This window comes from Chitinivibrionales bacterium (assembly GCA_035516255.1).
In the GTDB taxonomy this organism is placed as follows: Bacteria; Fibrobacterota; Chitinivibrionia; order Chitinivibrionales; family FEN-1185; genus FEN-1185.
Genome location: DATJAL010000031.1, coordinates 145,015 through 160,509, shown reverse-complemented (window position 1 = coordinate 160,509; position 15,495 = coordinate 145,015). Strand labels below are relative to the sequence as shown.

Below are 15,495 nucleotides of genomic sequence, written 5' to 3'. Positions count from 1 at the left end.
GTCAATGCGCCCTTGCGCACCACTCCAGTCCGGACTAACGCGGCGGCGGAGGAAGCCGGGAACCAGGGCGAGCCTTCCTTCATCAAATATCCCTTTATTATTGGCATCTGCTATTTTCATCCCTCATTTTACTTCCATCTTCGGGGCATCATTTTGAAAATCGGACTCATCGGCCTGCCCAAATCGGGCAAGACCACCATCTTCAACGCGCTGTCGAAGTCGCGGGCCGAGGTGTCGGCCTATGCCGCGGCGAAAACCGAGCCGAACATCGCGACCGTGAGCGTTGGCGACGAGCGCGTCACCAGCCTGTCGCGGCTGTACCATCCGAAAAAGACCACCTACGCCAGAATGGAGCTCGTCGATTTTGTTGGCGTGGAAAAGGACGAAACGAAAAAAGAGGAGCTGTTCAGCCCCGACCTTATGCGGCTTGTCAAGACCACGGACAGCCTGGCCGTGGTGCTGCGTAACTTTCCCTCAGGCGAGGGAAAGGTGCCTTCGCCGGCTGAGGACCTTGCTGCCATCGAGGAGGAACTTCTGCTTTCGGACCAGATCATCGCGGAGAACCGCCTGGCGCGCATCGCGCAGTCTGCAAAGGGCGGGAAAACCCCAGCGCTTGCGGCTGAAGAAAAGCTGCTGCAGAAAATCCTTGAATGCCTCAACAAGATGCAGTCAATACGGTCGCTTGAATTTACGGCGGATGAAAAGAAAATGCTTCGCGGATTTCAATTTCTCACCCAGAAGCCGCTCTTTCTCATCCTTAATTCCAATGAGGACACTTTTAAAAAGAATCCCGGCATCGTCAATGACCTGTCAAAAAAATACAAAGCCATTGAATGCTCGGGCAATTTTGAAATGGAACTTTCGCGGCTTGCTGACGAATCGGAAATCAAAGCATTCATGGACGACGCCGGAATAAACGAGTCGGCCGCCGACCGCCTCACGCTTGTCGCATACGAAACGCTCGGGTTCATCAGCTTCTTTACCGTTGGGGAAGACGAGGTACGTGCGTGGGAGCTGCTCAAAGGCTCAAACGCGGTTGAGGCGGCAGGCACCATCCACTCGGATCTCGCCCGCGGCTTCATCCGCGCAGAATGCTTTTCCTATGATGATTTGATGGCGACCGGATCTGAAACCGGAGTCAAGGATGCGGGAAAGTTTAGGATGGAGGGAAAAGAATATATTGTCAAGGACGGGGATATTTTGTCGATACGATTTAATGTGTAGATATATATCTGGCGGGTTACTGCATCGCGGTAGCGAAGGACCGGGCGCGCCAATTTTCGGATACGATATCGCAGGAAACAATTTCGCGCGCGGCCGGGCCGCGGCGAGGGGGAGGCCTCCCCCGCAAGAAAATGCAATTGATTAATCAAAACGGACTAACAATGCCCTTTCTCCCCAAACGGCTCAATCGGATAATCGCCGGAAAAACAGGCCACGCAGAAATTTTCTCGGGGCGCTGAAACCACCGACAGCAATCCGTCAATGGAAAGATAGCCGAGCGAATCCACGTCAAGGTACCTTCGGATCTCCTCCACCTTCTTTTCCGACGCAATGAGCTCCTTTTTGGTGGGCATGTCGATGCCGTAAAAACACGGGCAGATGATGGGCGGCGACGAGATGCGCAAATGAATCTCGGCAGGCTCGGCCGTGCGAAGCAGTTTCACAATTTTCCTCATGGTGGTGCCCCGCACGATGGAGTCATCCACAACGGCTATCTTCTTTCCCTTGAGCACTCCCTTGACGGGATTAAACTTGATGCGCACGCCGAGGTCGCGGCCCGACTGAACCGGTTGGATGAACGTGCGGCCCACGTAATGGTTGCGGATGAGGCCGATGTCGAACCGCACGCCCGAACCCTCGGCAAACCCGAGAGCTGCCGTGGTGGCAGAGTCGGGAACGCCCATCACGAGGTCCGCGCCGGCCACCGGGTGCTCCTTGGCGAGCTGCCGGCCGAGACGCCGCCGTATCTTGTCGACGTTTTCGCCGAACACGAACGAATCGGGACGGGAAAAATAGATGTATTCGAAAATACAGTAGGACGGCCGCTTGACGCGTTCGAACAGCGGGATCGAATAGGTCTGGATTCCGTTCTTATCAATCCGCACCATCTCGCCCGGCTTCACCTCCCGCTCGATTGCCGCCCCCACCAGGTCAAAGGCGCAGGTCTCCGACGAAAGGAACGTAACATCCCCCGACTTGCCCAGAAGCAGCGGCCTGAACCCCCGCGGGTCGCGCGCGCCGTAGAGGGCGTCCTTGGTGAGAAACAGGATCGAATACGATCCTTTGACGCGCGAGAGAGCATCGAGGATCATCGCCTCCACGGTTTCCTGTTTGGAACGCGCGATGAGATGCACGACGACCTCGGTGTCGGTGGTGGAGGAGAATATGGAGCCGTCATTTTCCATTTCGCCGCGGAGCTTTACCGTGTTGGTGAGGTTGCCGTTGTGCGCGGCCGCGATCTGTCCGATCCGGCAGTTGATGAGGATGGGCTGGGCATTGCAGAGATCGGAGGAACCGGTGGTGGAATACCGGTTGTGGCCTATCGCGCTCGAACCTTTGAGCCCGTCGAGCGTTTCCTGATGCTTGAACACCTGGTTCACCAGGCCCATCGCCTTGTGCATGGTGACCGCTGTCTGGTTCGACACCGCGATGCCGGAGCTTTCCTGGCCCCGGTGCTGGAGCGCGTAGAGGCCGAGATACGTCAGTTCCGCCGCTTCGTGGCTGTTGAACACACCGAACACGCCGCATTGTTCGTGAAGGTTATCTGACATGCTGTTCCTTCTATAAAATCAACATTCACTACGGAGATTTGGAGCACGGAGAAAATTATAATTCCCTGTGTCTCTGTGGCTATTTTTATTTTTTCCCCTTATTTTTCAAACTCGCGCCCACGAAGTCCCTGAACAGCGGATGCGGTTCAATGGGGCGCGATTTGAACTCCGGATGGAACTGCACGCCCACGAACCACGGATGGTTGTGGAGCTCCACCATCTCGACGAGAATGCCGTCAGGCGATTCGCCGCAGGCGATGAGCCCGGCCTTTTCGAACCGTTCCTTGTAGTCGTTGTTGTATTCGTAGCGGTGACGGTGGCGCTCCGAGATCTGGTCTTTGCCGTAGCACTTCCGGACCAAGGTCCCCTTTTTAAGAACGCAGGGGTAAGCGCCGAGCCGCATGGTGCCGCCCAGGTTGAGAACGCGTTTTTGTTCTTCCATGAGGTGGATGACCGGGTTCTTGGTTTCAGGGCTGTTTTCGGTCGTGTCTGCGTCGGGCAGGTTGAGAACGTGGCGCGCGAACTCAATGACCGCCATGTGCATGCCGTAACAGATGCCGAAATACGGCACGTTTTTCTCCCGTGCGTACTGGACGGCCATGATCTTTCCCTCCACGCCGCGGCCGCCGAAGCCGCCGGGCACCAAAACGCCGTGCGCTTCTTTTAGGATCTTCTCGGCTCCGCTTTTTTCGATGTCCTCCGACGACACGCTCAGGATCTTGACCTTTGCGTTGTGGAACGCGCCCGCGTGGTTGAGCGACTCATGGATCGACTTGTACGCGTCAAGAAGTTCCGAATACTTTCCCACGATCGCGATGTTGACCGTCTTTTCGGCGGAAATAACCTTGTCCACGTATTCGCGCCAGGGCTTGAGGTTCCGGCGGCCGGCGCGCAGGCCGAGCGTGTCGATGATGACCGTGTCAATGTCCTGGGCCGCGAACTCGAGCGGCACTTCGTAAATGGAATGTTCCGCGTCCATGGCCTCGACCACCGCCTCCTCGTCCACGTTGCAGAACAGGGATATCTTGCGGCGCACGTCCTTGTCGAGGTGCATTTCGGTGCGGCACACGAGCATGTCGGGGATGATGCCGATCTCGCGCAGCTTTCCCACTGAATGTTGGGTCGGCTTGGTCTTCACCTCGCACGCCTTGTGAAGGTACGGAACGAGCGTTACATGGATGAAGAAACAGTTGTTCCTCCCTTCCTGGATGCGGAAGATGCGGAGCGCCTCAAGAAACGGCAGACTCTCGATGTCGCCCACGGTGCCGCCGATCTCGCAGATCACGACGTCGACGTCGGGTTTCGCCACCGAGCGCACCGACTCGCAGATTTCGGCTGTCACATGGGGCACCACCTGGACCGTGCCGCCGAGGAAATCGCCCCGGCGTTCCTTTTTAATCAGGGAATCGTAGATGCGGCCCGAGGTGTAGTTGCAGTTCTTGTTGGTTGTCGCGCCCGTGAAGCGTTCGTAATGGCCGAGGTCGAGGTCGGTTTCCGCGCCGTCGTCGGTTACATAGACCTCGCCGTGCTGGTAGGGGTTCATCGTGCCCGGGTCGACGTTGAGATAGGGATCGAATTTCTGGTTGATGACCGACAGCCCGCGGCTCTTGAGTAAAAGACCTATCGACGCCGCCGTGATGCCCTTGCCCAGCGACGACACCACGCCTCCGGTCACAAAGATGAACTTGGACATAATGAACCCCCGCCATTGATAGGATGATAGTTGAATTCAGCGTTGACGTTTTTCAATCCGCATTCCGCAATCCGGAATCCGCAATTCTTCACTCCGTCCACAGCGACTTCTTGAAATCGATGGTATCCTCGGCATCGCGCGCCTTGCCTTTTACCAGCGCGGCGGCGTAATCCTGGATTGACTTTACGGAAAAACCGGTTTTTTCGAGCGAATCCATGGCGCTGATCGCCGCCTGCGCCGCCTCGAGCGTGGTGATATAGGGAATCCCTTGCACTACGGCCGCGCTGCGGATCGGTTTCGAATCCATCTGCGACTTTCTGCCCGCCACCACGTTGACGATCAGGTTGATGTCGCCCGCCTTGATGAGGTCCACGATGTCGGGCTTCCCCTCGCCGATCTTCGGCACTTCCTTGGCGTTCACGCCGTTGCTCCGCAGCACCTTGCAGGTGCCCTCCGACGCGCAGAGCTTGAACCCCATGTCGGCGATTTTCTTCGCCATGAAGATGATGTTGCGCCGCATGCTGTTCTTGACACTCAGGAATACCGTCCCGGACCGCGGCAGCACGTTGCCCGCCGCCTCCTGCGACTTCGCGAACGCCAGGCCGAAGTCCTTGTCGATGCCCATGACCTCGCCGGTCGATTTCATCTCGGGGCCGAGCACGGTGTCGGCGCCCGGGAACTTGTTGAACGGCAGCACCGATTCCTTGACCGCGAAATAGCCGAGCGGCCGCTCCGCGGCTTCCGGGATCTTGGCGAGCTTGACGCCCGCCATCACCTTTGCCGCGATCTTGGCCCAGGGTATGCCGCTTGCCTTGCTCACGAACGGAACGGTGCGCGACGCGCGCGGGTTGACTTCCAGCACGTACACGACCTCGTCCTTGATCGCGTACTGGATGTTGAGCAGGCCCACCACTTTGAGCTCGGCCGCGATGGCGAAGGTCTGGCGCCGTATTTCGTCGATGATGTCGTCGGAAAGGGTGTGCGGCGGCAGCACGCACGCGCTGTCGCCCGAATGGATGCCCGCCTCCTCGATGTGCTCCATGATGCCGCAGATCATGGTTTTCTCGCCGTCGCTCACCGCGTCGACGTCGACTTCGATCGCGTCGGATATGAATTTGTCAATGAGCAGGGGCCGGTTCTCGGCAACCGCCTGCGCCTCGTCGATGCACGAAAGGAGTTCGGCCTCGTCGTATACGATGCTCATGGCGCGTCCGCCCAAGACGAACGAGGGCCGCATGAGCACGGGATACCCGATTTTCGCAGCAACATCGCAGGCTTCCTGCTTCGAGGTCACCATGGCGTTCTGCGCCTGGTGCAGTCCGAGCTTCTTCACCATCGTGAAGAATGCGCCGCGCTCGCCCGCCTGCTCCAGCGAATCGACGGTAGTGCCGATGATGGGCGCGCCCGCGTCGTGCAGCTTGCGCGCGAGGTTGAGCGGCGTCTGTCCGCCGAACTGCACGATCACGCCCGCCGGCTTTTCCTTCTCGACAATGTTCATCACGTCCTCGAACGTGAGCGGCTCGAAATACAGCTTGTCGGACGTATCGTAGTCGGTGGATACGGTCTCGGGGTTTGAGTTTACCATGATGGACTCGATGCCCAGCTCGCGCAGCGCAAAGCTTGCCTGGCAGCAGCAGTAGTCGAACTCGATGCCCTGTCCGATTCTATTAGGACCGCCGCCGAGAATGATGATCTTCTTTTTATTTGACGGAACCCCCTCATCCTCGTCTTCATAGGTCGAGTAATAATACGGCGTGTACGCCTCGAACTCCGCGGCGCAGGTGTCAACGAGCTTGTAGGTGACCGCAATGCCAAGTTCCTTGCGCTTTTTTCTTATTGCCAGGTCGTCAGTTGATAAAAGCTTGCCCAGCTGCATGTCTGAAAAACCGTACTTTTTCGCCTTGACAAGGGCGGTCTTGAGATCGGCCGCAGGCCGGATCAGCAGTTTCGGCGTCAAGGCCGTTTCATACTCCACGATCTCGCGCATATTGTCGAGGAACCATGGATCGATGCCGGTCGCCCTTGCGATGTCCGCAACGGACACGCCTTTGTCAATTGCATGACGGATAAGAAAGATCCGGTCGGCGCGCGGCAAGGCCAGGTTTTTGACAATCTCCTCCTTGGTTTTCTCGGGCCGCGGAACGCTCTGAAACCCCTGCTTCCCGATTTCGAGGCCACGCAGCCCCTTGCCGAGCGCCTCTTTGAACGTGCGGCCGATGGCCATGGTCTCGCCCACCGATTTCATCTGGATGCCCAAAGACGGATCGGCGTCCTGGAACTTCTCGAACGCAAACCGCGGTATCTTGACAACGCAATAATCGATGGCCGGTTCGAAGCTCGCCGGTGTCTCGCGCGTGATGTCGTTGCGTATCTCGTCGAGCGTGTAGCCGCAGGCCAGTTTCGCCGCGAACTTTGCAATGGGGAAACCGGTGGCCTTGCTCGCCAGGGCCGAGCTTCTGCTCACGCGCGGGTTCATCTCGATCACCACCATGCGGCCGCTTGCCGGGTTCACCGCGAACTGGATGTTCGACCCGCCGGTCTCCACGCCGATTTCGCGGATGATCGCGATGGATGCGTCGCGCATGTGCTGGTACTGCTTGTCGGTGAGGGTCTGCGCCGGCGCCACGGTGATGCTGTCGCCCGTGTGGATGCCCATGGGGTCAACGTTTTCTATGGAGCAGATGATCACCACATTGTCGGCCTTGTCGCGCATGATCTCGAGCTCGAATTCCTTCCAGCCGATCACCGATTCCTCGATGAGGATCTCGTTGATTCGCGAGCAGCGCAGGCCGTGGTCGGCCACGCGCTCAAACTCCTCCTCGTTGTTCGCGATGCCGCCGCCCGTGCCGCCAAGCGTAAAGCTCGGCCTGATGATGAGCGGAAACCCGATGTCCCTGGCGATGTTCCAGGCCTCTTCCATATTATAAGCCAGCGCGCTCCTCGGCACCTCGAGCCCGATGCGCTGTATCGCCTTTTTGAACTCGCTCCGGTTTTCTGCCTTCTTGATTGCATTATAATCCGCGCCGATGAGCTGCACGTTGTACCGCGACAGAACGCCGTTTTCCGCGAGCTCCATGGCGGTGTTGAGACCGGTCTGGCCGCCCATGGTGGGCAGCAGCGCGTCGGGGCGTTCCCGGGCGATGATCTTCTCAACGATCTCCGGCGTGATGGGCTCGATATACGTTTTGTCCGCCGTGTTTGGGTCGGTCATGATGGTTGCAGGGTTCGAGTTGACAAGCACGACTTCGAATCCCTCCTCACGCAGCGCCTTGCACGCCTGAGTACCGGAATAATCGAATTCGCACGCCTGGCCGATCACGATGGGGCCGGAGCCGATGATTAAGATTTTATGGATGTCGGAACGCTTTGGCATTTTAATTATTCTCCATCATAGTGATGAACTGCTTGAATAAGTAACCTGAATCATGAGGACCGGGGGAGGCTTCTGGATGATATTGAACGCAGAAGAGCTTGCTTTTCATATCAGACAATCCTTCACAGGTATTATCATTCAGGTTAAGGTGAGTCATCTTGACGCCGCCTGTCTTAAGGCTTTCCATATCCACGCAGAACCCATGATTCTGGGAAGTGATCGCTATTGTCCCGTTTTCCAGGTTCTTGACAGGATGGTTGGACCCGCGGTGCCCGAATTTGAGCTTGTAGGTCTTGGCGCCGAGCGCGAGCGCCGAAAGCTGGTGGCCGAGGCATATCCCGAAAATCGGGAGCCTGCCCTTGAGCTCGCGTATGGTTTCTATGGCATACGTCACCGCAGCCGGATCGCCAGGACCGTTGCTCAGGAAAATGCCGTCGGGCTTGTGTGCAAGCGCCTCTTTTGCCGTGGTTGACGCAGGCACCACCGTGAGCCTGCAGCCCATGGCCTTGAGAATCCTGAGAATGTTGAATTTTATTCCGAAGTCAAACGCCACCACATTGTATTTGCCGCCGTTTTTCGCCCCTTCCCATTCGTAAGGCTTTTTGCAGGTTACGTTCTTGACAATGTCAACGCCCACAAGCCCCTTCCACGCCTTTGCCTTTTCCACCAGCATGGAAGCCGCCGGCGCCTTGTCGCCTGTCCAGATCACGGCCTTCATGGCACCTGCGATGCGGAGCCTGCGGGTGAGTTTGCGAGTATCAATGCCAGACACACCAGGCACACCGGCTTCCTTCAGGTAATCGTGGAGCGTTTTCTGGGAGCGGAAGTTTGACGGGTACGGGCAATATTCCCTCACCACAAATCCCGACACCTGTACCCTGCCCGACTCCACGTCGGCATCGTTGACGCCGTAGTTGCCGATGAGCGGATAGGTCATGGTCACGATCTGGGAACAGTACGATGGGTCGGTAAGCACTTCCTGGTACCCGGAATGACTGGTGTTGAACACAGCCTCGCCGCAAGCCTCTCCGGCAGCACCAAATCCGTCACCCTCGAATATGGTTCCGTCTTCTAATGCCAATATGCCTTTCAAACGCTACCTCTCTCGTTTATGATTCCTTTTCTTTATAACCTTCTTCCGCGCTTAAAATCATGGTAATCAAACGAATCACATAAATCATAGTAAAACAAAAGACACCTACCCTTGTCTGGATAGATGTCTTTTGCTTGGAGCCAGTGATTCTGCCTCAGTAACTCCGGGCGGCCAAATGCCTCCCCGGAGAAAAGAAGGCGGGAATACCTGGCATTTCATGAAAATCCCTCCCAAAATATGCCAGGAATTTTTGAACATTTTCTAAATCCGCGTCCCTTTCCTGGTGCCTGCCGCTATCCCACATTTGGGATAGGTACCGCACCAGACACACCATATTTTGTATTTCTTATGCATTTTTAACAGTTTCAAAATAATGCTTATAACCAATGCAAGTCAACTTAAAAAAGCATCAATCGATTTTGCCGCTTCCCGGCCGTTATACAGGGCCCTTACCACGAGCGAAGCGCCGAGGCTTGAATCGCCGGCGGAAAAAACGCCGCTTACGTTTGTCGCATGGTTGCTGCCCGCCATGATGTTTCCGCGGTTGTCAAAGCCGATGCCGAGTCCCGCAAGCAGCCTGCTGTGCTTGACATGGAGGAACCCCATGGACAGCAGCACGAGGTCGGCGTCGATCGTGAAGTCGGAGCCCGGGATCTCGCTCATTTTCATCTGTCCCGAGGCCGGGTCCGGCTTCCATTCCACACGGGCGCAGGAGGCCTGATGCACGCGGCCATCTTTGCCGGTAAACTGTTTGGTGGTCACCGACCATTGCCGCTCGCAGCCCTCCTCGTGCGACGTTGACGTGCGCAATATTTGCGGCCATGCCGGCCACGAGGGGTTGAAGGTGTTGTCCCATTGCTCGGGCTTGGGCAGTATCTCGAACTGATACACCTTTTTCGCCTTCTGACGTATTGCGGTCCCCACGCAGTCGCTGCCCGTGTCGCCGCCGCCGATGACCAGCACGGTTTTATTCCTGGCGGAAATGAGTTGCTGCTCCGGAATTTCACCCGCCCGAAACGAATTGGAAAGCGTAAGGTATTCCATTGCGTGGTGAATGCCTTCGAGCCCACGGCCCGGCACCTGCAGGTCGCGCGGTTCGCCCGCGCCAAGGGCAAGCAGGATCGCGTCGTAGGTGCGCCGCAGGTACCGCACCGACAGGTCCTCGCCGATCACCACGCCGGTTTCGAACTCGACTCCTTCGGCGCGCAGCTGCTCAAGCCTTCTGTCAAGCACCTGTTTCTCGAGCTTGAAATCCGGGATGCCGTAGCGCATGATGCCGCCGATGTGTTCGGTCTTTTCAAACACCGTGACGCGGTGGCCCAGGCGGCGAAGCTGCTGGGCCGCGGCAAGCCCGGCCGGCCCGGAGCCGATCACGGCCACCTTTTTTCCCGTTTCAAAATCGGGCGGCCGGGGCACCACCCATCCCTCGCTGTAGGCGCGCTCGATGATCGCCAGCTCGATCTGCTTGATGGTCACGGGGGCGTCGTTGATGGAGAGCGTGCACGAGGTCTCGCACGGCGCCGGGCATATCCGCCCGGTGACCTCAGGGAAATTGTTGGTGAGCGACAGCCGCTCGTACGCCTCGCGCCACTTGTTTTTGTAAACGAGGTCGTTCCATTCGGGGATCAGGTTGAACAGCGGGCACCCCATGGCATGACAAAAGGGAATGCCGCAGTCCATGCAGCGCGCGCCCTGGCGCGAAAGTTCTTCCGCCGTAAGGGGCACGACCTGCTCGCGGTAATCGTTCACGCGCTCCGCCACCGGCCGGTAGCCGTAATTCTTCCGTTGATATTCAAGAAATCCCGTGAGCTTTCCCATCAGCGAAAAACCTCCTCGGTCACCGAGACCGTTTCGGTCTCCTTCGATTCTTCACGCCGCAGGCGCTCGAGCGCGCGCCGGTAATCAACAGGCATTACTTTCACGAACTGCGGCAGCATCTCGGTCCAGTCTCGCAGGATGCGCGCCGCGTATTCGCTGCCGGTGTAAGCGACATGCTTTTCAATGAGGGAATGCAGCAATTCACGATCGGCCGGATCCGCGACGGGCTCGATGTCCACGGTTTCTAGATTGCACCGCGTGTCGAACAACTGCGTGTCGTCGAGTACGAAGGCAACCCCCCCGCTCATGCCCGCGGCGAAATTGATGCCGGTTCGCCCGATGATGACCACCACGCCGCCGGTCATGTATTCGCAGCCGTGGTCGCCCACGCCTTCCACCACCGCGGTGGCGCCGCTGTTGCGCACGGCGAAACGTTCGCCCGCCATGCCGTTAATGAAGGCATCGCCGCCGGTCGCTCCGAACAGGTTCACGTTTCCGGTAATGATGTTGTTGTGCGACCTGAACGTCGAACCCTTGGGCGGATACACGATGAGTTTCCCGCCCGAAAGGCCCTTGCCGAAATAATCGTTGGCGTCGCCTTCAAGCTCGAAGGTGATGCCCGGCGCGCAGAACGCGCCGAAGCTCTGGCCCGCGGAGCCCGTGAATTTGCACCGGATGGTGTCGGCGGGGAGGCCGCGCGAGCCGTACCGCTTCGACACTTCGCCGCTGAGCATGGCGCCCACGGCGCGGTTGTAGTTGCGTATGGAGGCGTAAAGGTTGAGTTGTTGCCTTTCGTCAAGCGCTTTCTTCGACTGTTCGATGAGTTCGAGGTCGAGGCAATGGGAGAAATCGTGCCGCTGCGGACCGGTGCAACGCAGCGCGGTTCCCGCCGGGAGCACCGGCACCGCAAACACGGCGGAAAAATCGAGACCTTTGGTTTTGTAATGCCCTATTGCGGCGTCGCTATCGAGCACGTCGGCGCGGCCCACCATTTCGTCAATGGTGCGGAACCCGAGCCGCGCCATGAGCTCCCGCGTGTCGCGCGCCACGAACCGCATGAAGTTCATGACATGCTCGGGCTTTCCCGTAAAACGTTTTCTCAGCTCAGGGTCCTGCGTGGCAACACCCACCGGGCAGGTGTTCTGGTGGCATTTGCGCATCATGACGCACCCAAGCGTCACCAGTGCCACGGTGGCGAAACCGAATTCTTCCGCGCCGAGCAGCGCGCCGATCACCACGTCCCTCCCGGTGCGCAGCTGCCCGTCGACCTGGACGCGTATGCGATCGCGGAGCCGGTTGAGCAGCAGGGTCTGCTGGGTCTCGGCAAGCCCGATTTCCCAGGGGGCCCCCGTGTATTTGATTGACGAAAGCGGAGATGCGCCGGTGCCGCCGTCATGCCCGCTGATGAGCACCATGTCGGCCTTGCCTTTTGCGACTCCCGCCGCGATAGTGCCCACGCCGGCCTCGGCGACGAGCTTCACCGAAATGCGCGCCTGCGGGTTGGCGTTTTTAAGGTCGAAAATAAGCTGGCTCAGGTCCTCTATCGAATAGATGTCATGATGCGGCGGCGGCGAAATCAGCGCGACCCCCGGCGTTGCGTAGCGTACTTTGGCGATCTCGGCGTTCACCTTGTGTCCCGGCAACTGGCCGCCTTCGCCCGGTTTTGCGCCTTGGGCGATCTTGATCTGCAATTCGCGGGAATTCACCAGATAGCTGCTTGTCACCCCGAACCGCGCCGAGGCGACCTGTTTGACCGCGCTGTTGAGCGAATCGCCGTTGTCAAGGGGACGGAAGCGGTCTTCGTCTTCCCCGCCCTCGCCTGAATTGCTCGCTGCTCCCAGGCGGTTCATGGCAACGGCCATGGCCTCATGCGCCTCCTTGCTTATGGAGCCGAACGACATCGCCGAGGTCACGAACCGTTTGATGATTTTTTCCTCCGCCTCCACTTCATCAAGCGGTACCGGCGTCCGTTCTTTAAAGGTAAACAGTCCCCGCAAGGTGCAAAGGTTCGTTGCCGTGTTGTTGATCGCGGCCGCGTAGTGGCGGTACAGCCCGTAGTCATTTTTACGCACCGCCTGCTGTAGAAGCGCGATAGCCTCGGGCGTGAAAAGATGTTTTTCCCCGTCTTTTCTGTAGTGGATATCACCGCCGGACGCGAGCGATTCGCCGCTTTTTGCATTGAAAGCGGCGGCGTGCCGGCTCATGGCCTCGGCCGCGACCACGTCGAGCCCGACACCGCCGATACGCGAGGGCGTATTGGGAAAATAGCGGTCGATGAATTCCCGGTTGAGCCCGACGGCCTCGAACAGCTGCGCGCCCTTGTAGCTGCGGATGGTGGATACGCCCATCTTCGACATGATCTTGAGCAGGCCTTTTTTCACCGCGGTGATGTAATTGTCAATCGCCGTTTCCGGCTTCAATTCCCGCGACAACATGCCGGTCCTTGACAGATCGGCAACGGTCTCGAACGCCAGATACGGGTTAACGGCCGACGCGCCGAACCCGATGAGGGTCGCGAAATGCATGACGTCGCGGGCCTCGCCGGTCTCCACGATCACGCCGGTGAGCTGGCGCTTGCCAGCGGCCACGAGATGGTGGTGCACCGCCGACACCGCAAGCAGGGCCGGCACCGGCACGCGCGAGTCGGTGACGCCGCGGTCGCTCAAGATGAGCAGCGCATTTCCCTTGTCAACAAGCCGCACCGCCTCCCCGCCCATGGCATCAAGGGCTGCGGCGCACTCCCGGGCGCCGGCTCCCCGGGAAAAGAACATCGGGATCGTGGCGGCGGTAAACCCGTCCTGGTCCACGCTGCGCAGCCGGTCCATGTCCTCGTTTGTCAATATCGGGTGCGGCAGTTTGAGCTGGCGGCAGTGGAGGGGCGTCTCGTCGAGAAGGTTTCCTTCCCTTCCCATGAATCCCATGAGCGACATCACCTGGTTTTCCCGGTAGGGATCGATGGCTGGATTGGTCACCTGCGCAAAAAGCTGTTTGAAATAATTGTATAAAAGCTGCGGCCGCTGCGAAAGCACGGCAAGCGCGGCGTCGTTTCCCATGGAAAGCACCGGCTCCTGGCCGTTTTCCGCCATGGGAGCGATGATCATGGCGAGGTCCTCGAGCGTGTACCCCCACACTTTTTGTCTGGTGAGGAGCGACTGCTGTTCGACGGTAACCGGGCCGGGCGCCTGGAACAGGCCCCGCAACTCGATTCGGTTTGCGTCGAGCCAGCGGCGGTAGGGTTTCCGCCGCGATACCGACGCCTTGATTTCATTGTCAAAAACAATGCGGTGCAGCCTCGTGTCAACGACGAACATTTTTCCGGGCCCGAGCCTTCCCTTTTGCTGCACGTCGTCGGGTTCTATGTCGAGCACGCCGACCTCCGATGCCACCACCACTTTTCCGCTCTTGGTGATCACGAAGCGCACGGGGCGCAGACCGTTCCGGTCGAGCGACATGCCCGCCTTTTCGCCGTCGGTAAATGCGATGGCGGCCGGGCCGTCCCACGGTTCCATGATCGCCGCGTGGTATTCGTAGAACGCGCGTTTGTCCTCGCTGATGTGGTAGCGCGGGCCAAACGCCTCGGGCATCATCATCATCATTGCGTGCTCCATGGAGCGGCCGCCGCGCGTGAGAAGCTCGAACACGTTGTCGAAAATCGCCGAGTCGGAGAGCCGCGCATCGATGACGGGCAGCAGTTTCTTTATGTCAAGGTCTCCGACGACCGGCGAGAGCGTGGCCTCGCGCGCCCTCATCTTGTTGATGTTGCCGCGCAGGGTGTTGATTTCGCCGTTGTGCGCGATTGCGCGGAACGGCTGAGCCAGCGGCCACGACGGGAACGTGTTGGTGGAATAGCGCTGGTGGATGAGCGCGATTGCGCTCGCGCATTCCATCCTGCCGAGGTCCGAATAAAAATCCTCGAATTGCGGCCCGACCAGCATCCCCTTGTAGGTCACGGTCCTGCCGGAGAACGACACCACATAAAAGTCCTCGTTTGAGAAATTCTTTTCCCTTGCGGCTTTTTCCATCGAGCGGCGCACGGCATACAGTTTTCTTTCAAGTTCATCTCCGCCGATCCCGCCGAATTCTGCGAATACCTGCCTGATACGCGGCATCGACGACCTGGCGATCTCTCCGAGACTTTCCGGGCGCACCGGAACGTCGCGCCAGCCGATCAACCTCCCGCCTTCAGCCGTGATCGTCAGTTCAACAAGATCTCTTACTGCCCTCAGCGCCTCCGCATCATGCGGCAGAAAGAGCATTCCTATGCCATAGCTTCCTTCTGCCGGGAGTTGTCCGAGGCCCTCTTTTTCCAATTCGGCCTTAAAAAGCTCATGCGGCACTTGAATCAAGAGCCCGGCGCCATCGCCGGTCTTGCCGTCGCCGCCAAGCGCCCCACGGTGAACGAGATTTTTTAACACCGTAATTCCATCGGCCACGATCTGGTGCGAGCGCTTGCCGTCCACATTGGCAACAAATCCGACGCCGCAGCTGCCATGTTCGTTTTGGGGATTATAGAGGCCGAAGTGCCGCATGATAGTCTCTTTTTGCATTTTTATAATTTGATTTCGATTGGATTTCTTTTAATATTTTGTCATTGATACATATTTGTTCTGCAATATGTGTGCCACTATTTCAAGTTCATTTTCGTTAATATATCAAGCATTACATCTTATTTAATGATACAAAAATGAATATTAAATTGATCAATAAAACATTTTTGTTTATTTTAATCAAAAATAACTGATGC

Annotated in this window: 7 protein-coding genes; 1 reads left to right on the top strand and 6 read right to left on the bottom strand. The window is 58.1% G+C overall.

All coding sequences use genetic code 11. From position 1 onward, the window contains the following. Nucleotides 1–153: 153 nt before the first annotated feature. Nucleotides 154–1,224, top strand: coding sequence for a DUF933 domain-containing protein (locus tag VLX68_09920; protein HUI92550.1), 1,071 nt, complete (start codon nucleotides 154–156; stop codon nucleotides 1,222–1,224). 155 nt (nucleotides 1,225–1,379) lie between these two features. Here VLX68_09920 and purF read toward each other — a convergent pair whose 3' ends face one another. The 6 genes from purF to gltB form a co-directional block, all read right to left on the bottom strand. Next, complete coding sequence (purF, locus tag VLX68_09915) at nucleotides 1,380–2,774, bottom strand: amidophosphoribosyltransferase (GenBank protein ID HUI92549.1); 1,395 nt, start codon at nucleotides 2,772–2,774, stop codon at nucleotides 1,380–1,382. 85 nt (nucleotides 2,775–2,859) lie between these two features. Next, entirely contained in the window at nucleotides 2,860–4,467 is a 1,608-nt protein-coding gene (locus VLX68_09910) for a CTP synthase (GenBank protein ID HUI92548.1), read from the bottom strand. A gap of 88 nt (nucleotides 4,468–4,555) precedes the next feature. After that, nucleotides 4,556–7,840, bottom strand: coding sequence for a carbamoyl-phosphate synthase large subunit (gene carB, locus VLX68_09905; GenBank protein HUI92547.1), 3,285 nt, complete (start codon nucleotides 7,838–7,840; stop codon nucleotides 4,556–4,558). A 1-nt stretch (nucleotide 7,841) separates the two neighbouring features. Further along, entirely contained in the window at nucleotides 7,842–8,933 is a 1,092-nt protein-coding gene (carA, locus tag VLX68_09900; GenBank protein HUI92546.1) for a glutamine-hydrolyzing carbamoyl-phosphate synthase small subunit, read from the bottom strand. A gap of 393 nt (nucleotides 8,934–9,326) precedes the next feature. Beyond that, nucleotides 9,327–10,751: a glutamate synthase subunit beta gene (locus tag VLX68_09895; GenBank protein ID HUI92545.1), complete on the bottom strand. Its 1,425-nt coding sequence runs from the start codon at nucleotides 10,749–10,751 to the stop codon at nucleotides 9,327–9,329. Then, the gene (gene gltB / locus VLX68_09890; GenBank protein HUI92544.1) at nucleotides 10,751–15,280 is read right to left on the bottom strand and encodes a glutamate synthase large subunit; all 4,530 of its coding nucleotides are present in this window, start codon (nucleotides 15,278–15,280) and stop codon (nucleotides 10,751–10,753) included. Before gltB ends, VLX68_09895 begins: the two co-directional genes overlap by 1 nt. Nucleotides 15,281–15,495: the final 215 nt, after the last annotated feature.